Below are 24624 nucleotides of genomic sequence, written 5' to 3'. Positions count from 1 at the left end.
ATTATTCACTCATATAGTTTATGATCTCAAAGCTATTTTCTGCCCAATACTGCAAACGCTTTTTGCTCTGCAATATATTGCCACTGCCATCGATCTGATAGCATTCGGACGAATTTTCATAGATATCAATATCTATACAGAGCCATGCAGTATTTGTGCTGGCACGTGATAGGGACCAAGTTAAGTTGTAAAAATCAACTGGTGTATTTTTGCTACTATCTGAGTAGATACGTTCAGTGACAAACTGATTTGAATCACCAATGCTCGCCATTTTAGGAATGACCACTGTCTGCGTCGCTAATGAATACTTGCCTGAAGGCTTATCAAAACCGTAAAAAGTTAAAGGATTAAGGGTGAAGTAGTTGATGCCGATAGATTCTTCGATTACCTCATCATCGTACCTATAGGTGAAGCGTTGCTCGGCACCTTGAACAAGTACGTTTTCAAATGTCAGGTTTCCTTTTGGTGTTACCTTGATTTCAATTGACTCTTTATGACCATATACAATAGCTGATAAGGTTCTACTGCTTTCTTTAGTATAGATATTGAGTAAGGCAGTCTCTACCGGAAATTGATTCACTACTTGATCGGTATCATCGAGCGATGAGTTGGTTTTTATCTCCGCCGCGTGAGCGCTTAAAACTAGGCTGGCTAGTAGACAGAATGTGACTGTTTTCATATGGACTTGTTCTATTATTGGGTTAATTCTCGATATTGAATACAGCCGTAGCGATTACCATTTTGACAAGCTTTAGCATACCATTTGGTTGCTTCAGCATCGTTTTGAGTGACTCCATCGCCATTGAGATATAACGAAGCAAGCATCAATTGAATAGAGTAGTCGTCTTTGCCACTTTCTACTATTTTATTTAACCATTTAAACGCTTGAGTATAATCTTGCGCGACATCTTCACCATCGTAGTACATCATTGCTAGCCCCGTCTGCGCCAGCAAACTCCCTTGATTCGCTGCTTTTTTATACCACTTTATAGATTCATCATGACTTTGAGCTACACCCTCACCCTCACCTCTAGAGTACATCCTAGCAAGCTCTGTTTGCGCGCTAGTATGTCTGTGCTCAGCCGCTTTTTGATACCAGTAGGCTGACTTCTGATAATCTTCTTCAGTACCATAACTATCGTAGTACATAAAGCCTAATGCGTACTGAGAACGAACAACATACTCATCGTTTGGGTCATCTCCATTAGCCATTTTTTTAAATAGTTCAAGCGCTTTTATTTGACTTTCATGATCGTCGTAGTGACCATGATACTCATATGCAAGATTAAACAAAGCGGGAACATAGTTTTGTTCTGCTGCTTTTGTAAGCCAATATTTTGATTTTTCTGGATCTTTAGGTACTTCATTGCCGTAAGCATATATTAGCCCTAAACCAAACTGTGCTTCGGCTACGTTTTCTTTGATTGCTTTTTGATACCACTTAAAGGCTTCAGAGTAATCTAGCTTGACATGTATACCATCATGATAAATACCGCCAACCTTCGCTTGGGCGACAGCATTACCTTGCTTAGCCGCTTTTAGGTACCAGCTCAAAGATTTTTTAGCATTTTTATCTACTGCTTTACCTTCATAATATAATTCTTGAGGTTCAAAGTTGACAACTTCACTATCCAGTTTTTCTAGCGCTTCATATTTTTCGGCAAGCTCAAGCTGAGCATTGACATCTCCTGATTCTGCTAATGCTTTAATAGACTCAAAATCTGCTGCTAATGCGGAACCACTTATACCCAAGACTAAGACTACTATGCCTATTTTCTGGATAAAGGTTTGAAACAAACTCATCTTTTTATCTTCCAGCATTTTAATAAACAAATGTTACACTATTTTAAGGGTGTTTCATAATTAAATGACTGTCAGTTTAAGATATCGACTATATACCCTGCTATCATTACCTCACTATAATAACCAGCAATTTTCCAGCGCGTTAAGGAATAACCAATGCCCGACAGTACTGCCAGTCATATTACCCAAATCAACCAAGACGACATCAACAAAGCGGTATGGAACGCCTGTGACACCTTTCGCGGGGTCATCAGCGCCGACACCTATAAAGACTTTATCTTGACCATGCTGTTCTTAAAGTACCTATCTGATGTTTACCGCGATGAGTACAACAAGCTGGTTGAGCAGTTTGGCGGTTCTGGTAACGAGAACCCTGAGCTGATCCATGCCATGATGTCTAAGCAGCGTTTTGTACTGCCTGAAGGTGCCAGCTTTTGGGACTTATACGAGCAGCGTCATCAGCCGGGCAATGGTCAACGGATTGACGAGGCGCTACATGCGATTGAGGAAGCTAACGGTACCAAGCTCAAAAACGTCTTCCAAGATATTAGCTTTAACACCGACAAACTCGGTCAAGAAAAGCAAAAGAACGAGCTATTACGCCATTTACTAGAAGATTTTGGCAAAGATATTCTGAACCTCTCCGCTGAGCGCGTCGGTAGCCTCGATGTGATCGGCAATGCTTATGAGTATTTAATCAAGCACTTTGCCGCTAGTAGTGGGGCGACGGCTGGCGAGTTCTATACGCCACCTGAAGTGTCTAACTTGCTAGCGACTATTCTTGAGCCTGTCGAGGGTGATGAGATATGTGATCCAGCCTGTGGTTCAGGGTCGCTACTCATCAAGTGCGGGGCGATGGTACGCAAAAACTCAAATACTAAGAAGTATGCGCTATACGGTCAAGAAGCCATTGGCTCGACATGGGCACTGGCCAAGATGAATATGTTCTTGCATGGTGAGGACAACCACCGTATCGAGTGGGGCGATACCATCCGTAATCCGCTGCTACTGGGTAGCGATGGCAAGCAATTATTACAGTTCGATGTGGTGACAGCTAACCCGCCGTTTTCACTGGATAAATGGGGTCATGAAGATGCCAGCAGCGATCCCTATGGTCGCTTTCATCGCGGTGTACCGCCCAAGACCAAGGGCGACTATGCCTTTATCAGTCATATGATCGAAACACTCAAGCCCAGCACTGGTCGTATGGGTGTGGTCGTACCGCACGGCGTGCTGTTCCGTGCCTCAAGTGAAGGCAAAATCCGTCAGCAACTCATCGAAGAAAACCTGCTTGACACGGTAATCGGTTTACCTGAGAAGCTGTTTTTTGGCACGGGTATTCCAGCCGCTATTTTGCTGTTTAAAAAGAACAAAACTGATGACAAAGTTTTGTTCATCGATGCCAGTAATGAGTTTAAATCCGGTAAAAATCAAAACCAGTTAACGCCTGAGAATATCAATAAAATCATCGAGACCTATAAGGCGCGAGAAAGTGTTGATAAATACGCGTATCTAGCGAGCTTCGATGAAATTAAAGAAAACGACTTTAACCTAAACATTCCACGCTATGTCGATACCTTTGAGGAAGAGGCGGAGATTGATCTGGATGCGGTGCGTGCTGAGCGTCTTGAGTTAAAAGCTGAATTAGAGAGTCTAGAAGCTGAGATGGCAGGGTTTTTAAAGGAGTTGGGTTATGGTGCCTAATGGGTGGGAAGTTAAACAGCTAGCCGATCTTACTACGAAAATAAGCGATGGTATTCATAGTACACCTCAATATGCCGAAAATTCAGATATCCATTTTATTAATGGTAATAACTTAAAAAATGGTTCAATAGTAATTTCATCTGCTACAAAGAAAGTTTGCGCTGAAGATGCTCAGAACCATGTAAGAGATTTGAGTGATAGAACGATTTTAATGTCAATTAATGGAACTATTGGTAACTTAGCTTTTTATAATAATGAAAATGTTGTCCTAGGTAAGAGTGCTTGCTATCTAAATGTGAATCATGACGTTGATATTAAATACATATATTACACACTGAATAGCTCTAAAACTCAGAATTTTTATACTACAGAGCTAACAGGTTCTACAATAAAAAATCTTTCGCTAAAGACTATCAAATCTACAAAAATATTGACTCCTCCGCTTCTAGAACAACAAAAAATTGCTAAAATTCTATCGACTTGGGATAAAGCGATCAGTACGACTGAGCGTTTGATTGAGAATAGTACCCAGCAGAAAAAAGCCTTGATGCAGCAGCTTCTGACGGGTAAAAAGCGTTTGCTTGATGAGTCAGGTAAGCGGTTTGAGGTCGAATGGGAGGAATTGAAATTAGAAAATGTTTTCAAATTATCTAGCGGTGATACTAAACCAAAAGATGTTGAAAATGAGCCTACCGAGGAACAGAAAATCCCTGTATTTGGTGGTAACAATATTATGGGTTATTCCGCTAATAGCAACTCAGAAGGCGATGTGATTTTAATTGGTCGCGTAGGTGAATACTGTGGTGTAACTAGACTTATTCAAGAAAAATGCTGGATTACTGATAACGCTCTTTTTACGAAGGAGTTTTCTGACGAATTTGATAAGTTGTTCATAGTATACCTTTTGCAAAATTTTCAATTATCACGTCTACGAAATAAAGGTGGTCAGCCTCAGATTTCTCAAAAACCAATTTACACTCTAAAACTCAAAATACCTTTACTTAAAGAACAACGAAAAATCGCCACTGTGTTAACCAATGCCGATAAAGAAATTGAGTTGCTTGAGCAGCAATTGGCTGATTTGCAGCAAGAGAAAAAGGCGCTGATGCAGGTGTTGTTGACGGGTAAGAAGCGGGTGGTGGTTGATGGGGAGGTTGTTTGATGGATATTGATATTACAAATAACGTCAACCCGAGAAATATTCAAGATAGAGAAATAGACATTTCATTTAAAGATGCGACAGGAAAAGAGTTCAAATTTAATACTCTATATAAACTACAAGATTTTATAGCTTCTGAAACAGAGTTTTGGATTAAAGCTGAAGAGCCTCTTCAAATAAATGAAAGAGTGAGTCTTGAAGAGCGAACTCAAGTGCATAACTTTAGAACAGAAAAGACCCCTTTAGTTTATTTAATAATGAGCACTGGTCGATGCTTCCAAGATTTAAATCACAGATTTGAGATTGAGATACATGGATATTTATTTGATACCCAGCCAGACCAAGACAATAAAATAAAAATGGCTATAAACTCTGTCCAGTATGGTCTTAACGGGGGTCAGTTCAATCACTGGATATGGTCCGAACATGTACTTTGTAGAAAAGGACTTAATATATTTAACGAGTCCGGCGCAATAGCAGCTAGTAGTTTTTTTGAAGCTTTCATTGAAAAACCTACATTTACCAACCTAAATAGTTTAGAAGGCTTCAAAGGTGCTCTAATAGCTTACGAATTTCAGATGCAAGGTGAGAACGGTTTAGAAAATAGGACAACTCTCGAAGCCAAATCCGTGAAAGACTTAAAAGATAATATTCTTGAGATACGAGATAACTTGTATACAGACGTGAATAAATCTAAGGAAGAATTCGATAATTGGAAAAAGGGTACAGCCGAATCATACAAGACGGATACCAAAAATTTACATGAGTCTCATAATAAAAAATTCAATCAATGGCTTGTTAAAGTTGAAAACCTTGAAAATACGTATAAAGAAAAATTACGTTTAGAGCCTGCTGCTAGCTACTGGAACACCAAAGCAGAGGACTATAAAAAGTTAGGCAATCGGTGGGCGTTCATTCTTTCAGGATTTGTCGCTGTTGGACTTGCCATTTTTGGTGTTTTATTTTATACGTGGGTAAATGCTCAAGCTACTGAGATAAGTATAGATAGTCTGCAGGGGGTTGTCCTGTTTATTACCCTTCTTTCAGTCTATGCCTTTGCTATAAAAGCACTTTCAAAATTGGTATTTAGCTCTTACCATTTGCAACGTGATGCAGAAGAGCGAGAGCAATTGACCTATCTATATCTGTCATTGACTCATGAAAAAGATGATTTTGATACCGATGCACGCAGTATTGTATTACAAGCCTTGTTTAGCCGAGCAGATACAGGGCTTATATCAGGTGATTCTAGTCCAACTATGCCTGGAGTACATGAAATTATTAATGCGTCGTCTAATAGATAGAAGCGTAGTGTGCGTGTCAGCGCACCGATTAAAAAAAGAGAAAATCAATGAATGTAGAGAGCTTTAAAGAGCTTTATGATAGTTTTGGTGTATGGGCACCAGTAATCATAGTTTCAATTACTTTGATAAGGATATTACTAAACCCCCAGAAGCTTAGAGAGTTTATGGATACATTTTCGTACGCTCGCCGAAGAAGTATTAGAGATAAAGAAAAGTCTTTAGAATCACCATATCTAGACTCACTAACTCGCGAGAGTATACAAAAGCAAATAGCCGAGGACTACTTTTATCAGTCTACAGGCATGAGGTTAGACTTTTATTTACGTCATGCTATATTGCAGTTATATGAGTATTCAAAGGGGAGTATAACCTTATCCAACTTTAAGAGATCTAAAATTCATCTATCTTACGAGGATAATCGACTTAAAGTTTCTATAAATAAATTTGAAAAATTGTTTGGAATATTCTCTGGTATTTTCTTCTTAGTATTGTCTGCTATAGCAACATTCTTAACGTTATACCTTATAAGCTTTTTGCTTATGACAGACTCTACTAATATTTTATCTAAAGATGATATAGGTTCTGCTATTGTCATCATTATCTATATTATAGTGATGTTATGGGGCTCATTTTTATTTCTAAATATTTTTTCTGAAATGAAAAGTTCTGAGAAAATTGAGAAATATTTGAATGAAAACCCTGATTTTAATGACGTGTATTTAACGAAAGAGTCAGTGTTTGATATATCTGCTGATAGGACACAAGCCATCGAAAATCAAGATGAGTCGTAAAGTAACTATAAAGCTGACTCTGCCATCACCGCCACGCTAAGCTAAGCCCTTTGGGTAACGCGCAACATTGGCGGTTCTTCTTTGCCTTTTTTATGACATTATCAGTTACAATCGATAAGACCAAACAAACGCTATGTCTAAAATGGGTAAATATGACCAACCCCAGCATCAACTTCCAAGAAGAATTTGCCTCAAAAATCCCTGCCTTAACCTTGCTGATAACATTAGGCTATGAGTTTATTCCACCTAGTCAATGCAGTGCCATGCGCTTAAAAGTGGCTTCAAATAAAGCGACTAACCAAGTCGTCTTATTGCCGATCATGCGTGCGTTTTTAGCCAAGCAAACCTTTACATTTGAAGGTCAGGCGCATCATCTATCAGACAGCGCCATAGATAAAATCATGCACGAGCTAAACCCAGCGATGAACTTAGGGCTGCAGGCAGCAAACGAGGCGCTATATAACGCTATGCTTTATGGCGTGACCGTGACTGAGTTCATCGATGGTAAGAAAACTTCGCAGACCATCGCTCTGATAGATTGGAATAACATCGACAATAATAGCTTTCACGTTACCGAGGAGTTGGTAGTACTCAATAGCGAGGGTACGAGTAGTCGTAGACCTGATATCGTCTGCTTTGTGAATGGTCTACCGCTAGCAGTGATCGAAGCCAAACGCCCGGACTCCAGTAGAGAGTGGCAATCGACCAATGCTCAAGCGGTATCCCAGCATATCCGAAATCAAAAGCCAAAAGAAATCCCACATTTATTTGCCTATAGCCAACTACTACTGGCGGTCAATGGTAATGACGGTCTATACGGAACGTGCAAAACGCCTGAGAAGTTTTGGGCAAAATGGGTCGAAGAAGAAATCTCTGAGCCTGAGTTTGCCCGCATAAAAAATCAAACGCTCAGCGATGAGCAGATTGAGAGTTTGTTTAGCCATCGCCCTGTCTCTATTAAAGAGGAATATAAATCATTAATTGATGGCGGTGATCTAGCCGTCACTGACCAAGACCGCTTAATCATCAGTCTTTTGCAGCCACAGCGTCTGCTTGAGATGACGCGCATGTTTACCTTGTTTGATAAAAAGGTGGGCAAAATTGTTGCTCGTTATCAGCAAGTCTTTGGTATCAAAGCCCTGATTGAGCGTATTAGCAGTTTCGATACTTCTAATCACAAGCAGGGTAGTCGGCAAGGTGGAGTGATTTGGCATACCACAGGCAGTGGTAAGTCTTTCACGATGGTGTTCTTCTCCAAAGCACTTATTTGGTTAGAAGAACTCGCCAAGTGCCGTGTCATTATCGTCACCGACCGTGTTGATCTAGAAACTCAGCTTAGTAAAACCTTTGCTTCTGGTGGTGTGCTTAGTGATCGCGATAAAACTGATGCCATGGCAACCTCTGGTCGCCGCCTAGCGCAGCAAATCGGGCATGGTAATGAACGCGTTATCTTCTCCATTATTAATAAGTTTGGTTCAGCCGTTAAGTATGATGAATGCTATAACGACAGCCCAAACATCATCGTCATGGTCGATGAGGGCCACCGTAGCCAAAACGGTGAGAATAATATCCGTATGGCGCAAGCCTTGCCAAACGCTGCCTTTATTGCCTTTACTGGTACGCCGTTGCTTAAGGATGATAAGACTGAGAATAAATTCGGTAGCATTATTCACTCTTATACCATGCAGCAAGCGGTAAAAGACAAAACGGTTACGCCACTGTTATACGAAGAGCGTATCCCTGAATTGAATACCAATGACCAAGCCATCGATGCATGGTTTGACCGCATTACCCAAAAGCTCACCGATGATCAGAAGAGTGATCTCAAGCGTAAGTTCTCCCAAAAAGGTCAAATCTATCAGGTTGAAGGTCGTATTGAGCTGATCGCTCATGACATCTCTGATCACTTCCAAAACTTTAAACAGCAGCATCTAAAAGGTCAATTAGCTTGTGATTCTAAAGCCTCTGCTATCCGCTATAAAATGGCATTGGATAAGATTGGCAAAGTGACCTCAGTGGTTGCCATGTCGCCGCCTGATACTCGTGAAGGGCATGATACTGTTGATGGAGAGTCAAAAGACATCGTCCAGAATTGGTGGCAAGATAATGTCGCCAAAGAGTATGGCGGTGACGAAAAAGCCTATACCAAAGCCATTATAGAAGCCTTTGGTCAAGATGATGGTCCTGACATTATGATCGTTGTCGATAAGCTACTAACGGGCTTTGATGAACCAAAAAACACCGTACTATATATAGACAAGCCTTTAAAAGAGCACAACCTGATTCAGGCAATTGCTCGTGTGAATCGCTTGCATGAAAAGAAACGCTTTGGTTATCTGATTGATTATCGTGGCATCTTAAAAGAGCTGGATGTCACCATTGAGAAATACCAAGACTTAGCAGAACGTACGCAAGGTGGCTTTGATATCGAAGATCTTGAGGGTCTGTATAACGCGATGGATACCGAGTATAAGCAGCTACCAAGACTGCATAGTGATTTATGGGCTATCTTCTCATCAGTGAAGAACAAACAGGATGGGCAAGCGTTAAGACAAGTACTTGCACCAAAAATGCAGGAAATAGAAGGTAGGGTAGTCGATACCAAGCTAAAAGAGCGAGATGACTTTTATGCAGCTTTGACCGAGTTTTCTAACGCCATGAAAATTGCGTTGCAATCAGCGTCTTTCTTTGAGGATAAGTCGTTTGATAGTAAACGTGATCGCTACAAAGCCGATCTAAAAGCCTTTGTTAATCTACGCAAGCAAGTGCGCGAGGATGCTGATGAAACCATCGATTACGATGAGTATGAAGCAGATATTCGCAGCTTACTTGATAAGCACATCGCAGGGCTTGAAGTGAAAGAAGCAAAGGGCATTTACCTAGTCGATAATTTAGGTAAGGATGTTAAGCCTGAAGCGATGAGTGAGGATGAAGCCCGTAACCAAACGGATAAAATCACTGGTCGGGTGACCAAGATGATTGAGCAAGATCTGGCTGATGATCCTTATGCCCAAGAGTATTTTTCTAAACTGCTCAAGCAAGCGATTGCAGATGCTAAAGCCATGTTCGATGCACCAGTAAAGCAGTACATGATGTTTGCTGACTTTGAGCAAGCCGTCAAAGACCGTGATGTCGCTGATGTGCCAAGTGCGTTTATCGATGATAGTGGTAAATTAAACAAACATGCACAGGCGTATTTTGGTCTGTTTAAGCATTTATTTGACGCCGACTTCTTAGCAGACAAAGAGCTAGATAACGACAAGCTAGTCGCTTACGCCTTTGAGATTGATAATATCGTTAAAACAGCAGTGGCTGAGTATTCTATTAATCCAGCAGAGATCGAAAATGCTATTAGTGTCAAATTGCTGCCGATGTTATTTATGGATTTGGGTATCGATAAAGCGCAACAGCTCATCGAGGAAGTACTAAAGATTACCCGTCTTGGACTTTCGAGAGACAAGTAGCCTAAGAGTAGCAAGAGGGTAGTAGGCAATGACTGAGAATGGTGTGTTTTATTATGGTCAAGATAAAATTGATTATGAAGTTGTGCGTAAAGAAGTAACTTATAAAGGAAAGATAAACAAGTCTAGAAGCGATGAGCTAATTACTGAAAAGACCAAGCCTCGCAAAGTGGTCATCAAAGTACATCCTAATCAGCGTGTGGTTGCCACCGCACCTGTCGATGCTACCGATGAGATGATTTATGATGCCATGATGAAACGTGCTCGCTGGATATGGCAAAGCCTACAGGACTTTGCCAAGCAACAAGATCATGTATTGCTCAAGCGCTATGTCAGCGGTGAGACCCAATTTTATCTGGGTCGTCGTTACGTGTTAAAAGTGATAACCAATATAGAAACTGCCAATGTAATACAGAGCACTGTGAAGCTTAGTCGCGGTAAGTTAAATATAGAATTGTCTCAAAGTGATTCTACATTAAATATTGAAGAACGAACTGCTATCGTCAAAAGCCTAATTGATGAATGGTATAAGAATAAAGCCAAGCTTATCTTTATAGAACGCCTAGAGGTGGTATTACCTAAAGCAGCGTGGGTAACTGATACGCCAGCTTTCAGACTGTTAGTTATGAAGAAGCAGTGGGGTAGCTGCTCTACTAAAGGTAATCTAATACTTAATCCTCATTTGGTTAAAGCATCAAAGGAATGCATCGATTACGTGATACTACATGAGCTGTGTCATATAGCTGAGCACAACCATAGCGAGCATTTCTGGCGGTTACTAATGCAAGTAATGCCGAACTGGAAAGAGGTAAAAGCGAGGCTTGATGAGATGGCTGAGCTGTATTTGAATGAGTGAGTATTAGTAACTACTGCTACAGCAATTACTCTAGGATCATAGATAGTCTCATCTATCGAGACTTTCATCAAATGCATTCTAATTTCTATAATCCGTCATTCTCTAGGTTACTAATATATATTATTGATATACTTGCCTGCTGTATAAGAACAAACAAATGTCTTTATCGTTGATTGATGACAATAATTTTAGATCCCTTAGAAAGTTATCATAAATGTTAGATTGATTTCACCTTTTATCTCATAAAAGCTCATTTTACCCTACTTTGCAATTACCAGTTAACTTGATCTAAGTATCAGCTGTATCTTTACAGTGCGCTATTAGAAAAACAGCTACCAGACTATTTCGAGAAATGAAATGCTTATATCTTCCATACCTACGTCTACCCAGCATAGTTGGAAAAACATAGAAAATATTCCTATTATTGAATCAAATGAATCATTGCTAACCATCCCAAATACTGAAAACCTAAAGCAATTTCCTATTTATTTTGATCATAATGTTCCTCATGCCATCAATATTTGTGTTGCTAGGCATTCTGTTACCCAGAGATTGCAACAAGCTGCTAACTTACTTCCTGACCATTTAGGTATTTTGGTACTTGATGCTTGGCGTTCTCGTGCTGTGCAAAAAGCCATTCAAGAAGAAGTTGGTAATACTATTGAGATTAAGTATCCACATCTTAGTGTCAGTGAGCAACAACAGCTTCTATCAGATTTTGTTGCGCCCGCGCGAGCAGATTTTATTAGCCCGCATTTAACAGGGGGCTCTGTAGATATCACTCTGTTTGAGCGTGAGACAGGTGAGTGGCTAGATATGGGTGCTGATTTTGATGAACCTACAGAACGCTCACATACTCATTTCTATGAAGATCAGCCTGAGCATCCTGCTTGTCAAAACCGACGCTTGTTATATTCAGTTATGAGTAATGTGGGTTTCACCAACTTACCCACTGAATGGTGGCATTTTGATTATGGAAATCCACTTTGGGCCTATTATAACCAACAAAATCATGCCGTTTATGGCGCCGCTCATTGGGATGCTGTAACCCATTAATGGTTACTACTTCTCTATTTTGAGACGTATCTATGTCAAGTTCAAGGAGGGACATTATGGAAACATTGATTCAAGCAGATGATCATTTAGCCTTATGGGCTTTTGTTATGGTCGCAGCAACCTCTGCTATTTTTATCGAACAACGTTATAAATGGGCAAGTAAAATTCCAGGTGCGGTCATTGCACTATTGATTGCCATTGCCGCATCCAACCTAAAAATCATCCCAACAGATGCACCTACATATGACATCGTTTGGGGTTATATCGTTCCTCTAGCAATACCTTTGCTATTGTTCAAAACCAACATACAGTCTCTTATTAAAGAGAGCTGGAAATTATTACTGTTGTTTTTAGCTTCGTCTATGGCAACTATGGTTGGTACTATTCTTGCATTTATGGCTCTACGTCATTACATTCCAGAATTAGACAAAGTAAGTGGCATGATTTCAGCGTCATACAGTGGTGGAGGGGTAAACTACGCCGCCATGTCAGCCAAGTTAGCACCAAGTGAAAGCATTAATGCAGCTACTATTGTGGCTGACAATATGATGATGGCTTTTTACTTCTTGATATTAATTGGATTGGCTGGAATACCTATTGTACGTCGCATATGGGGTTCGCCACATACTGATGCAATTGAAAAAAATCCGGAAATGTTAAACAGTCGTACATTGTCTGAAGCATTCTGGAAGCCCAATCTTATTTCCTTAAAAGATATTGCGATTTGCTTGGCTGCCTCAATGCTAATAGTATTAATTTCGTTCAAGCTGTCAGCATTTTTACAGGCGCTATTGGGCACTAGCGACAATATTGTAGTTGGCCTTATTATTAGTTTGATTACTGATAAGTATCTTTTGTTGACGACAATCACGTTTATAATAGTTTCTATCTTTAAAAGCTCTTTTGAAAAGCTTAATGGTAGCCAAGAGTTGGGTACTTACTGCATTTACTTGTTCTTTGTAGTCATCGGTATTCCAGCATCAATTGGTTTGATAGTGACTCAAGCACCACTGCTGTTTGTATTTGTCTTGATAATTGCTATGGTCAATTTAGCGATCACCATGGGTGTGGGTAAATTGTTCAAGTTTAGCGTTGAAGAAGTAGTGCTGGCTTGTAATGCAAATATTGGTGGTCCGACGACTGCGGCAGCGTTAGCTATTAGTAAGGGTTGGACTAACTTAGTAGGCCCTATCTTGGTTATCGGTACGGTAGGCTATGTAATCGGAAATTATGTAGGCACTATTGTATATTTCCTAGTGACTCAGATTGGTATGTAGTTATTAAAATAGAAAATACCATCAGTGTCGACTTTTGACATCTTGAAGGTTAGACAAGAAAAAACCATATCAGTTGTACGTTTTTATATATTGTTCAGGAACTATAGACTAAGAAAGAAAAAGTAAGCCATTTTTAGTGGCTTACTTTTTATTTGCGTTCTGAATAACTTTTTAGTTATGGCGTACCTGCATACCTCACACAGTTAACATACGCCCTTGGTTTCTACCTCAAATGAGGCTTTATCCCAGATTGGAAAGTTCCACTTAAAAAGATACAAAAGAATATCTTGATGATGTAGAGTCTTTAGGACTAGATGCTTACGGGTTCTATGATAAGGCTAAAGAAGCCAGTGTAGTTTGTAAGGTGTAATCTTATAAAAGTTTTAGTTAAAATATATCCAAACTGACTAAACTGAAAAAGCCTCAACTTACGAGCTGAGGCTTTTTTTATTTTTCCTATTTCAAACTAACCGCTATCTCTCACTATTTGAAGCTCTACCTACCTAAGACAAGCCGTCCACCAGAAAAACTGATACATCCCTCACAAAACCAAGAGTTTAATCTCCTTGCATAAGGTATATCTGCTGGAACATCTAATTGATAGGGACGACCACAGTACTCGCAGTGTACGTCATCTAAATAAACCTGACATTTCGTAAGCGTAGCAAACAACTTATTAATCTCCATGTTGTGGCCACAACAAAGCAGTTCCAAATGCGCTATATAATTACTAGGCGACACATAGGACCAATACTCATGGCACAAACGCTTTTCTGCATTCCCTAGAGCTAAATCAAAGACGAAGTTCATACTCATAATATTCTCCTTAGTACCCATAGCCAGTGTGTGGTAGTAGCTTGTAAAGCTCAATCTCCAACTGACCACGCATCTCATCAAGTATATAATCAGGATTAGCGTCTAAGCGCTTCTGTACCCATACCCGCATTGCCATATGATTATCGAAGCAGCTATCTACATTTAATAAACGAGCCAAACCAGCACCTGATTGAATACAGAGCTCACAAATGAGGTGGTTACCTATATTATTTGCGTCATTACTGGCATAGCCACTAGGTTTAAACGTTGCATGCAGTTTATCGTAATCAATGATTTTCATTGTGACGTCCCCTTGTCAGTAGATGCCTGTACAGTCTGACTACGCATAACTAAGGCCTCAAATGCACTGCCATCTTGGCGTGTCATATTTGGCACATAGCGGCTATAAGTATTGAATAGCATCTTAGTCGTAGAGTGTCCCATTTGGCTGGCAATCCACTCAGGACTTTCGCCAGCAGCTAGCCATAGCGTTGCTGCGGTATGACGGCTCTGATAAGCATTGCGCTTCTTGAGACCCAAAATCTTAAGAGTAGGATGCCAAACACGCTTATTCACGTTGTTGTAATCAAGTGGTTCACCTGTATGCGCGCAAAACACATAATCAGAGCGTCCATAAGTAATCGTTTGCTGTTCTTTTAGAGCATCATAGACCCAAGGTGACATTTGAATTGCACGGTAAGACTCCTGAGTCTTAGGAGGAACAATTTTGCCTTTAACATAAGCTTGTTTGATCACAATCTCACGTCGATCAAAGTCAATGTTCTCCCACGTCAACCCATCAATCTCACTCGTACGCATCCCTGTGAAAAAACGTACCAGATAATAATTGCGATAGTCTGCTCTCACACCATTAATAAACGTCCAAACCTCATTCAGTGTGAATGGTTGAATATCCGTTTTAGGCTGCTTGAGCGCATTGATATCGTAATAAGGGCTGTCAAACTGATAGCGTTTAGCCGCTTCTTTTAGTATCATACCTAAAGGTACCATGATCGAATTGATGCGTGCCGCTGACAGATGTTTGTTAGCTTTTCCGTACGTTACTTTGGCGAGCGATGAACGGAAGGCTAATACATCTGTCTTTTTTATGAGATGAATGGGCTTAGTCCCAAACTTAACAATCAAGTACATATCGATAATCTCCTTTATTTTGCGCTTATAAGTATCACGCCATTCAATTTCTTTTTCAGAAAACCATAATTTTGCAAACTGCTCAAAGGAAGGTGTATTCGTATTAATACATTCCTTGCGATCGTTCAACGCTACCATTTCTGCCGCTTTATCACTTTTTGGAAAGTACTTAGCGTAGTTGAATAAACCTAGGATGATTTCTGCTTCCATTTTCTCAATCACTTTTTCAAGCTTTTTGCGATTCGCTGGCGTGTCCGTCAGGTTTGTCGTCTCCCGACAGCGTATACCCATATAATAAAAATCGACGAATAGCATATTGCTACCTCTGCGGGTTCTAATACTAGCCATTCTATTTCTCCTTATTGTAGTGCCATGGCGTTGATACTACCGGCGATGCCAGTGCGCATATCTTTTTCAATCTCCTCCCAAATGTACAAAATCTTACGACCACCGAACGGGCGTATATAATGAATGCCTTCGATCAGCACACTATCCTTGAGCTCATTACGGATAGTACGAGGGTTATATTTGATGAGCTCAGAAAGCTCTTGGGTAGTTAGGTAGGTATGTGACATAATAAATTCCTTGTAAGCCAATTAAATAACTAGGTTGTTTTATCGAGATAACAAATAATTCTATAAAAGTAATTTGTTATTCGATAGAAGTACTTTACTAGTTATCGTTAGTCGATGCAAGTACTTTTTTAGTCTATTAAGGAATTATTAATGATTTTATGTAATTTACCAGTGCTACTAGCTGAACGTCGTATGAAGGTGGCAGATCTAATAAGAATGACAGGAATTAGCAAGTCGACAGTGCACAAGATCTATAACGAACAGACTTCAAGAATAGATTTTGACACTATGGATAAAATTTGTGAGGCACTAGATATTGAAGTAGGTGATTTATTTACTTATGTACCTAACGACTCGCTAGATAAAAAGAAGTAAATAAATATTGAGAGTGTTTTAGATAATTTAGGGTAGAGGTCGAAAGTGCGACTCTGAAAGAAAGGCAAAATAGAGAGCAGGCGCAACTTAGGCACAATTTAGGCACACACGTTTTTTGATGACGTTTGCGGAAAGTGAGAAAAGAGGAAATTTGCATCGACGTATAGTTTCCTTTTTCACTACAGCCCATATTTCACGGACAAAAAAAAGCCCCAATCGTGAGATTGGGGCTTTCTAAATTTGGTAGGCATAAGCAGACTCGAACTGCTGACCTCTACCATGTCAAGGTAGCGCTCTAACCAACTGAGCTATACGCCTATTTAGGTCATGCATTTTAGCAAGTTTTTCAAACTTTGCAAGTCTTTTCTATAACAATAATGACTTATTATCATAATATCTGATACAGCCTCAGATATTGAGTATTTATTAGTATATTTTATTTAGTTTTAATAAATACTAATTTAATTAAGTTTAGTTTTTATTGTTAATTGGGTTGCAAACTCTACTATTTATCGAGGTAGAGCTGATAAGATATATCTTTAACTTTAGTGATAATGATAACGATTTCAAGTCAATCGTGTTCATTAAGAATAAAACGAGCACAAGTTGGAGGATAATATGGGTCTATTGGTAGACGGACAGTGGCAAGACAAATGGTACGATACAGAATCTAGCGGTGGATGCTTTGAGCGTGAAGATGCCGGATTTAGGAGCTGGATCACGGTAGACGGTAGTGCAGGGCCATCAGGCGTAGGAGGCTTCAAAGCTGAAGCCAATCGTTACCATTTGTATGTTTCACTAGCTTGCCCTTGGGCACATCGTACCCTCATTTATCGTAAGCTAAAAGGCTTAGAGGATATAATTTCTTTATCTGTCGTTCATCCGTTTATGGGTGAGAATGGTTGGACGTTTGCAGCGGGAGAAGGGGTTATTGCTGATCCATTGAACCATGCATCGAATGCCTATGAGATTTATATCGCGGCAAAACCAGACTATACAGGGCGCGTCACGGTGCCTATCTTATGGGATAAGAAAACCAATACCATCGTTAGCAATGAGTCGTCAGAAATTATCCGTATGTTTAATTCAGCTTTCGACGAAGTTGGTGCTGTAGCAGGTGATTTTTTACCGACCGAGTTATTAACAGAAATTGATGAGATTAATGCCTTTGTCTATTCTGCGATAAATAATGGTGTATATAAAGCAGGGTTTTCGACCACACAAGAGGCTTATGAAGAAGCCGTGACCGCACTATTCGACGCACTAGATACGTTAGAGGTACGCCTGTCAGGTCAGCGCTATTTGGTAGGCAATACCATAACAGAGGCTGATTGGCGATTGTTTACGACTTTAGTACGTTTTGATGCTGTGTATGTCGGGCATTTTAAATGTAATCTGCATCGTATCGTTGATTACCCAAGTCTATGGGGATATCTGCGTGATTTATACCAAGTGCCAGGTATTGCAGAGACAGTAAATATGGTGCATATCAAGCAGCATTACTACACCAGTCATGCCAATATTAACCCCACTCGTATCGTACCTGTTGGGCCAGTGATTGATTTTAATGAGCCACATAACCGTGCACGTCTATAGTTTTATAGTCAGCGAACTGCTAAACCGCTACGGTGTTACCCTCCTTAGATGTACTATTTGTACAATCTGCAGTCGGCTGCCTTGTACCCATTTTAGAGTTCTTTGACTATATTTATCAAAAAATATTCAAAAAAAGCCCCAACTTCTTAATAGTAGTTGGGGCTTTTTTTGTGAGATTAAATGTAGTTTAACTATTATTAAGCATTGTTTAGCTGACGTGCTGCTTCTAGGGCAAAGTAAGTCAAGATACCATCAGCACCAGCGCGGCGAAAGCCAATCAGTGACTCTAAAATGACCGCATCACTCAACCAGCCGTTTTGAATGGCTGCCATGTGCATGGCGTATTCACCAGAGACTTGATAAGCAAAGGTTGGTACACCGAAAGTATTTTTAACTTCACGAATCAAATCTAAGTATGGCTGACCAGGTTTAATCATCACCATATCAGCACCTTCATTGATGTCCATGGCCACTTCATGCAACGCTTCTGCACGATTGCCAAAATCCATCTGATACTGTTTCTTATGACCGCCTTTTAGGTTGCCCGCACTGCCGACGGCATCACGGAATGGGCCGTAATAAGAAGAGGCATATTTAGCCGAGTAGGCCATGATAGCGGTATTGACAAAGCCTTCAGATTCTAGGGCATCACGCATGGCTTTGATACGGCCATCCATCATATCGCTCGGTGAGATAATATCAGCACCTGCGCGTGCATGTACCAACACTTGCTTCACCAATACTTCGACAGTTGCATCATTGACCACATAACCGCTGTCATCGAGCAGACCATCTTGACCATGTGAGGTGTAAGGGTCTAGCGCCACATCAGTCATGACCACCATTTCTGGTACGGCATCTTTCACCGCTTTTACCGTACGTGCTGTCAGGGCATTTTCGTCATATGCTGATCTGCCATCCGGTGTCTTTAGTGAGTTATCAATCACAGGGAAGATATCGATGGTCGTAACACCTTCTGCCAATAGTTCTTTGGCATATTTAATCAGTAGGTCAATGGATAGGCGCTCGACACCTGGCATGCTCGCAATTGTTTCGCGCTGGTTTTCGCCTTCTAATACAAAGACGGGAGCGATGAAATGCTTAGGATGTAGTTCAACTTCACGAATCATCGCTCGCACGTTATCGTTATAACGTAGACGGCGCAAGCGAGTAGCAGGGTATTGGCGATTAAAAGTATAAGTCATCATAATTCCTTATTTTAATTACAATCAGGGTTATTCGGATGTTAACTGCGTCAGGCTCTGTTAGATCTGCTTTATAAAGCAGTCCAATTTTTTATAGAATTCATATAGGCAACAGTGTGTTCGATAAAATGTCACTATAGTCATATCATTATATAAGTATTACTGCATTAACCTCGCTTGAAGTATTTAATATACATCTACACTCGGTTGCCTTGTACTACTTTTAAATTGAATCGACCATACTATAACCAATAGTCGCTACCGAAAGCAAAAAGCCCCACCAAGTCGGTAGGGCTGATTGTACGTATCGACTGTCAATGTGAGGATATCGTTACGTTACAAGATGATGATTGTATGATTTAAGGCCTAACAATCTTTGTAACGTGAACTGACTCTACACTATTTTTTAATTAAGCGTGTTTCTTCAGTGATCACACCTACGGCAGCATCTTTTTTGCCATCATCGTTAACATCGACTACAGCAGTAGGGGTAAAGGTAGTTGTTTCTACAGGTTGTGCCTGTTTGATAGCCACAGCTTCTTGCTGAGAAGCAACACGTGCCGAACCAGCCGCATCGATAGCCTTGGTCGCTTTTGCCTTATTGGTATTGGCAGCTACATTGGCGATTTGAGCTAAATTAGTATGTTGCGGCACAGGGATAGCAGTCGGGATGTCTAGATTGGAACCACCACCAAGCACTTGATATAACTCAATCTGGCTAATGATTTTTTGTAGCTCTAAATTCAAGATACCTTGCTGAGTTGAGAACAACGAGCGCTGTGCATCGAGAACGTCTAGATAGTTAGAGATACCAGCTTTGTAGCGAGCATTGGCAATCTGATACGTCTGGTCAAAGTTATCCTGCAAGCGATACTGTGCGTCGAGCTGATCACCCAATGTGGCACGTGTCGCTAGGACATCTGATACTTCACGGAATGCCGTTTGAATAGAGTTCTCATAGCTAGTAAGCGTTTGCTCACGTTCAATCTGCGCCACATCGTAGTTGGCATCCAAGCGACCAGCATCAAAGATAGGCACGCTAATACTAGGGCCAAATGACCAGCCAACTGAGCCAGTGTTAAATAAGTCATTCAAGCTACCACTACTAACACCAATGCTACTGGCTAGACTGATAGACGGGAAGTAAGACGCACGCGCCACTTCGATATTGGCACCAGCGGCTTTTAGATTGTATTCCGCTTGCAGTACATCTGGGCGATAGCGTAGCAGTTCACTAGGCAGTCCAGCACTAAATATCTGCTGGTTAGTGATGTTAGTAACAGATGCGTTCGGAATAAGATTGCTAGGTATTGGTGCACCGACTAAATACTGCAAAGCATTACGGGCTGTTAATACACTGCTCTGAGCACTCAGCATCGCAAGATTGGCGTCTTCTAATGAGGCGCTGGCTTGCAAAGAAGCAAGCTTGTCATCGATACCAGCTTCAAAGCGCTTGGTGGTAATAAACAGCGACTCTTTACGGCTTTCATAAGTTTTAGAAGCCAGTTCAAGCTGTGCTAGGCTATAACTTAAGTTAGCGTAGCTTTGAGCAATATTACTGATTAGACTGATTTGAGTGGTATCTTTTGCGGCGCTGGTGGCCAAAAAGTTCTGTAAAGCCTGATCTTTTAGGCTTGAGATCTTACCCCAAAAGTCTAGCTCGTAGTTTGCCAAACCTAGATTGACGTTGTAGCTGCTACTAGGGTTACGATCCACGCTGTTTTGAGCGCTGCGAGAATAACCACCGCTACCATCAATCGTTGGCAAATCACTAATATCAGTGATTCGATATTGTGCACGGGCTTTTTCGATGGCCAAGCGTGCATTCTCAAAGTCTTTATTGTTTTCAAGACCGAGCGCAATCAAACTCTTTAAACGCTCATCGCTATAGAAGTTCTGCCAGCGTTGACTGGCGATACTTGCCTGATCAGCACTACTGACAGTTTCTTTGTCATACGCGCCATAGGCTTGCTGAACCGGAATATTAGGCTCAGCAAGTACAGGACGCATATCCGCTTTTGGGATGGTGTTACAGGCAGCCATGCTTATTGCTAAAGCGGTCAGGCCTATTAGACGACTGCCATTTCTGCGGGCGCTAGATAGTGATAAAGGGATAGAGGTCATGGGGCGCTCATCTGTCGTTGCGCACGCGCTGGCAGTAATGCTGACTGCCGCGTGTGCTGAGTTTGAGGTAAAAAGTGAACGAAAACTCATTGTGTATTATCTCCTAAGTTCACAGGCTGATAACTCTTAGAGAGAGTCGGGCTTTGTGGATCACCGCTTTGTGGATTACCGTTTGGTGTATGCGGCGTATTACCACCATCATCTCTGTCATTTGGCTTATTATTCTCATACTTATGAGGGAAGATGCTACGTATCCAAATATAGAACATTGGAATAAAGAATACACCTAACAATGTTGCACTGACGACCCCACCAACCACACTGGTACCGATCGCACTTTGACTGCCAGAGCCAGCACCAGTGGCTAAGAATAATGGTATAACACCAAGACCAAAGGCAAGCGATGTCATAATAATTGGACGTAAACGTTGGCGTGCGGCTGTCATCACGGACTCTTTGAGACTATAACCAGCTTCTTGATAGTCTCTCGCAAATTCGATAATTAGAATAGCATTCTTAGCAGACAGTCCGACTACGGTGAGCAGACCTACCTGCAAATAAACGTCGTTGGCGAAGCCACGCATCCATGTAAATACTACCGCTCCTAAAACACCAAGCGGAACGACCAATAGGACAGAGAACGGAATAGACCAGCTCTCATACAAGGCGGCTAGACATAAGAATACCACTAAGAGCGAGATTGCATATAGCAATGGAGCCTGAGCACCTGATTTTTGCTCTTCAAGTGACGTGCCTGTCCACTCATAACCGACGCCTTCCGGCAGATTGGTTATCATCGTCTCTACCGCAGCCATTGCTTCACCCGTACTGAGTCCAGCAGCAGCAGCACCCTGAATGTTCATAGAAGGGAAACTGTTGTAACGGGTCAGACGTGGAGAACCTGACTGCCATTCACTGCTAGAGAACGCATCGAATGAAATCATATCGTTATTGTCATTACGTACGTACCACTTACCAAGATCGTCAGGGTTGGTACGACTACTCGGCTCGCCTTGTACATAAACGCTCTTAATACGACCACGGTCAACGAAGTCATTGATATAACTTGAGCCCCATGCGGTCGAGATAACGCTATTGATACTGGACATCGACAAGCCATAAGCAGCGGCCTGTTCTTGATTGACATTGACCTTGAGCTGCTGTGCATCTTCTTGACCATTAGGACGTACACCAGAGACTTGGTCGTTTTGAGCGGCCATGCCCAACAACATATTGCGAGCTTCGAGCAGCCCTTCATGACCGACGTTTCCGGTATCCTGTAGCATCAAGTCAAAACCACTGGCATTACCAAGTTCAGTAATAGCGGGCGGTACAATCGGGAATACTTGTGCCTCATTAATCTGAGTAAAGAAATAACCCATTGCCCGGCCAGCCACAGCTTGCGCGGTATTTTCATCACCTGGGCGTTCATCCCAATCTGACAAGCGTACAAACGCCAGACCCATGTTTTGGCCTGATCCGGCAAAACTAAAGCCTGCAACGGTAAAGATAGAGGCAATATTATCGGTTTCTTGAGTATCGTAATAGTTTCTAACTTTATCTAGTACGTCTTGTGTTTGATCGAGTGTAGAGCCAGATGGGAGCTGAACTAAGGTAAACATAATACCTTGATCTTCTTCTGGCAAAAACGAGCTAGGAATGCGTAAAAAGACCACCGTCATAATACCAATAATGGCAGCATAGCCAATTAAATATAACCATTTACGACCGAAGCTTTTACCCACGAAGCGCTCATAAGAGATGCTTGCTTTAGAGAAACTACGGTTAAACCAACCGAAGAAACCTTTTTGAGTGGCCATATTACTCTTGTCATGGCTCTTGCTACGTTTAAGCAAGGTCACACACAGGGCAGGGGTAAAGATAAGGGCAACTAAAGCCGATAGTACCATGCTGGTAATTAAGGTAATGGAGAACTGACGATAGATAGCACCAGTTGAACCGCTAAAGAACGCCATAGGTACAAATACTGCTGATAGAATCAGAGCAATACCGACAACAATCTTACTAATTTCACCCATCGATTGAATGGTAGCATCTTTGACAGAAATGTCAGGATCTTCTTCCATAATCCGTTCGACGTTCTCTACGACTACGATGGCATCATCGACCAGTAGTCCGATAGACAGTACCATCGCAAACATGGTCAGAACGTTGATACTAAAACCTGCGATATACAGCACACACAAGGTACCGAGAAGTACCACAGGTACAGCCAGTGTCGGGATAATCGTTGCACGCCAGTTCTGTAAGAAAATGAACATGACGATAAATACAAGCACAATAGCTTCGATGAGCGTATGTACTACTTGTTCAATAGACAACCGAACGAATGGTGTCGTGTCATAAGGAGTAACCGTGGTTAGGCCAGCAGGAAAGCTTTGTTCCAACTCAGCCATACGAGCACCAAGTGCTTCGCGCGTATCAAGTGCGTTAGCGCCACCTGCCAAGGATATACCCATACCAGCGGCTTCTTGACCGTTAAATAGTGAGTCAACACTGTAGTCTTGACTTCCAATCTCAACATCTGCCACATCGCTTAAGCGTACTTGCGCGCCTGAGGCATCCGTTTTCAATAGTATGTCTCTAAATTCATCAGGTGTTTGTAGGTAGCTTTGTACTGTTACAGTTGCGTTGATAACCTGTTGTTCAGTGTCAGCGGGCGCTTGACCTAACTGGCCTGCAGAGACTTGCGCGTTTTGTGCACTGACGGCAGTAATGACATCAGAAGGCATCAAGTTATAGCTACGTAAGCGTGCAGGGTCTAGCCAGATACGCATCGCGTAGGTAGAACCAAACACACGAACTTCACCAACACCTTCGACACGGCTGATCTGATCAACGATGTTTGAGTTAATGTAATCGGCGATATCACGGCGATCCATACTGCCATCTTCAGAGATGAATGCTTGCACCATCAAAAAGCTGCTAGAGGATTTGTTGACCGTGACACCTTGACGCTGAACGGATTCAGGTAGTGAGCTTGTTGCCGCTTGAAGCTTGTTCTGTACCTGTACCTGAGCGGTATCAGAGTCAGTACCAGTCTCAAAGGTTAGCGTCACTGATGCGCTACCGTTTGACGAGCTGGTTGATGACATATACATCAAACCATCAAGACCTTTCATTTTTTGTTCAATGATCTGAACCACTGAGTCTTCGACGGTTTGCGCACTGGCACCAGGGTAATTTGTGCTAACTGTAACAGTCGGCGGTGCAATACGTGGGTACTGTTCGATCGGTAGATTAATGACCGATATCACCCCGATGAGCATGACTAAGATAGCCAATACCCATGCAAAAATAGGGCGATTAATAAAAAAACGTGACATAGTATATCCCTAAGTCTTCCTAT

18 protein-coding genes and 1 tRNA gene are annotated in these 24624 nt (G+C 41.4%); 10 read left to right on the top strand and 9 right to left on the bottom strand.

Annotated elements, in window-relative coordinates; genetic code table 11:
* Nucleotide 1: 1 nt before the first annotated feature.
* Together AAEY75_RS12865 and AAEY75_RS12860 are read right to left on the bottom strand one after the other, a co-directional pair.
* Nucleotides 2-679, bottom strand: coding sequence for a hypothetical protein (locus AAEY75_RS12865; RefSeq protein ID WP_352259752.1), 678 nt, complete (start codon nt 677-679; stop codon nt 2-4).
* Between the two features lie 14 nt (nt 680-693).
* Nucleotides 694-1833: an SEL1-like repeat protein gene (locus AAEY75_RS12860; protein WP_352259751.1), complete on the bottom strand. Its 1140-nt coding sequence runs from the start codon at nt 1831-1833 to the stop codon at nt 694-696.
* A gap of 126 nt (nt 1834-1959) precedes the next feature.
* Between AAEY75_RS12860 and AAEY75_RS12855 the strand changes: the two genes are divergently transcribed.
* The 8 genes from AAEY75_RS12855 (at nt 1960) to AAEY75_RS12820 (ending at nt 13411) form a co-directional block, all read left to right on the top strand.
* Nucleotides 1960-3507 (top strand): type I restriction-modification system subunit M, encoded by a 1548-nt coding sequence (locus tag AAEY75_RS12855; RefSeq protein WP_352259750.1) that lies wholly within the window; start codon nt 1960-1962, stop codon nt 3505-3507.
* Nucleotides 3497-4669 (top strand): restriction endonuclease subunit S, encoded by a 1173-nt coding sequence (locus AAEY75_RS12850; protein ID WP_352259749.1) that lies wholly within the window; start codon nt 3497-3499, stop codon nt 4667-4669. The genes AAEY75_RS12855 and AAEY75_RS12850 overlap by 11 nt, the downstream gene beginning before the upstream one ends.
* Complete coding sequence (locus tag AAEY75_RS12845; RefSeq protein ID WP_352259748.1) at nt 4669-5970, top strand: DUF6161 domain-containing protein; 1302 nt, start codon at nt 4669-4671, stop codon at nt 5968-5970. The genes AAEY75_RS12850 and AAEY75_RS12845 overlap by 1 nt, the downstream gene beginning before the upstream one ends.
* A 47-nt stretch (nt 5971-6017) precedes the next feature.
* Nucleotides 6018-6761: a hypothetical protein gene (locus AAEY75_RS12840; RefSeq protein ID WP_352259747.1), complete on the top strand. Its 744-nt coding sequence runs from the start codon at nt 6018-6020 to the stop codon at nt 6759-6761.
* A 152-nt stretch (nt 6762-6913) separates the two neighbouring features.
* On the top strand, nt 6914-10225 hold the full coding sequence (locus AAEY75_RS12835; protein ID WP_352259746.1) for a type I restriction endonuclease subunit R: 3312 nt from the start codon (nt 6914-6916) through the stop codon (nt 10223-10225).
* 28 nt (nt 10226-10253) lie between these two features.
* Nucleotides 10254-11078: a M48 family metallopeptidase gene (locus AAEY75_RS12830; protein ID WP_352259745.1), complete on the top strand. Its 825-nt coding sequence runs from the start codon at nt 10254-10256 to the stop codon at nt 11076-11078.
* Between the two features lie 357 nt (nt 11079-11435).
* Nucleotides 11436-12134 carry a M15 family metallopeptidase gene (locus tag AAEY75_RS12825; RefSeq protein WP_352259744.1) on the top strand — a complete coding sequence of 233 codons (699 nt, stop codon included), beginning with the start codon at nt 11436-11438 and terminating at the stop codon, nt 12132-12134.
* Between the two features lie 56 nt (nt 12135-12190).
* Nucleotides 12191-13411: a DUF819 family protein gene (locus AAEY75_RS12820; protein WP_201584307.1), complete on the top strand. Its 1221-nt coding sequence runs from the start codon at nt 12191-12193 to the stop codon at nt 13409-13411.
* Between the two features lie 826 nt (nt 13412-14237).
* Here the strand turns inward: AAEY75_RS12820 and AAEY75_RS12815 are convergent.
* Genes AAEY75_RS12815 through AAEY75_RS12805 form a run of 3 tightly spaced genes read right to left on the bottom strand, consistent with a single transcriptional unit; the run spans nt 14238 to nt 15954 of the window.
* The gene (locus AAEY75_RS12815; RefSeq protein ID WP_352259743.1) at nt 14238-14528 is read right to left on the bottom strand and encodes a hypothetical protein; all 291 of its coding nucleotides are present in this window, start codon (nt 14526-14528) and stop codon (nt 14238-14240) included.
* Nucleotides 14525-15727 (bottom strand): Arm DNA-binding domain-containing protein, encoded by a 1203-nt coding sequence (locus tag AAEY75_RS12810; protein WP_352259742.1) that lies wholly within the window; start codon nt 15725-15727, stop codon nt 14525-14527. The genes AAEY75_RS12815 and AAEY75_RS12810 overlap by 4 nt, the downstream gene beginning before the upstream one ends.
* Nucleotides 15728-15738: 11 nt before the next feature.
* Nucleotides 15739-15954: a hypothetical protein gene (locus AAEY75_RS12805; RefSeq protein WP_045447035.1), complete on the bottom strand. Its 216-nt coding sequence runs from the start codon at nt 15952-15954 to the stop codon at nt 15739-15741.
* Between the two features lie 150 nt (nt 15955-16104).
* Here AAEY75_RS12805 and AAEY75_RS12800 point away from each other — a divergent pair, with 150 nt between their 5' ends.
* The gene (locus tag AAEY75_RS12800; protein WP_110922585.1) at nt 16105-16329 is read left to right on the top strand and encodes a helix-turn-helix domain-containing protein; all 225 of its coding nucleotides are present in this window, start codon (nt 16105-16107) and stop codon (nt 16327-16329) included.
* Between the two features lie 241 nt (nt 16330-16570).
* Here the strand turns inward: AAEY75_RS12800 and AAEY75_RS12795 are convergent.
* Nucleotides 16571-16647 (bottom strand) — tRNA-Val (locus AAEY75_RS12795).
* A gap of 300 nt (nt 16648-16947) precedes the next feature.
* Between AAEY75_RS12795 and AAEY75_RS12790 the strand changes: the two genes are divergently transcribed.
* Nucleotides 16948-17925 carry a glutathione S-transferase family protein gene (locus tag AAEY75_RS12790; RefSeq protein ID WP_352259741.1) on the top strand — a complete coding sequence of 326 codons (978 nt, stop codon included), beginning with the start codon at nt 16948-16950 and terminating at the stop codon, nt 17923-17925.
* A 197-nt stretch (nt 17926-18122) separates the two neighbouring features.
* On the opposite strand, the gene hemB is transcribed toward AAEY75_RS12790, so the two are convergent.
* The 3 genes from hemB to AAEY75_RS12775 all read right to left on the bottom strand — a co-directional run bounded on the left by hemB (nt 18123) and on the right by AAEY75_RS12775 (nt 24601).
* A complete protein-coding gene (hemB, locus tag AAEY75_RS12785; protein WP_197099950.1) occupies nt 18123-19130 on the bottom strand; it encodes a porphobilinogen synthase in 1008 nt (335 codons plus the stop codon).
* Between the two features lie 399 nt (nt 19131-19529).
* The gene (locus AAEY75_RS12780; RefSeq protein ID WP_352259740.1) at nt 19530-21344 is read right to left on the bottom strand and encodes an efflux transporter outer membrane subunit; all 1815 of its coding nucleotides are present in this window, start codon (nt 21342-21344) and stop codon (nt 19530-19532) included.
* Nucleotides 21341-24601 (bottom strand): efflux RND transporter permease subunit, encoded by a 3261-nt coding sequence (locus tag AAEY75_RS12775; RefSeq protein ID WP_352259739.1) that lies wholly within the window; start codon nt 24599-24601, stop codon nt 21341-21343. Before AAEY75_RS12775 ends, AAEY75_RS12780 begins: the two co-directional genes overlap by 4 nt.
* Nucleotides 24602-24624 lie beyond the last annotated feature (23 nt).

This window comes from Psychrobacter sp. TB55-MNA-CIBAN-0194 (assembly GCF_040309505.1).
Lineage (GTDB): Bacteria > Pseudomonadota > Gammaproteobacteria > Pseudomonadales > Moraxellaceae > Psychrobacter > Psychrobacter fozii.
This window is presented reverse-complemented; position numbering and strand designations above follow the sequence as displayed.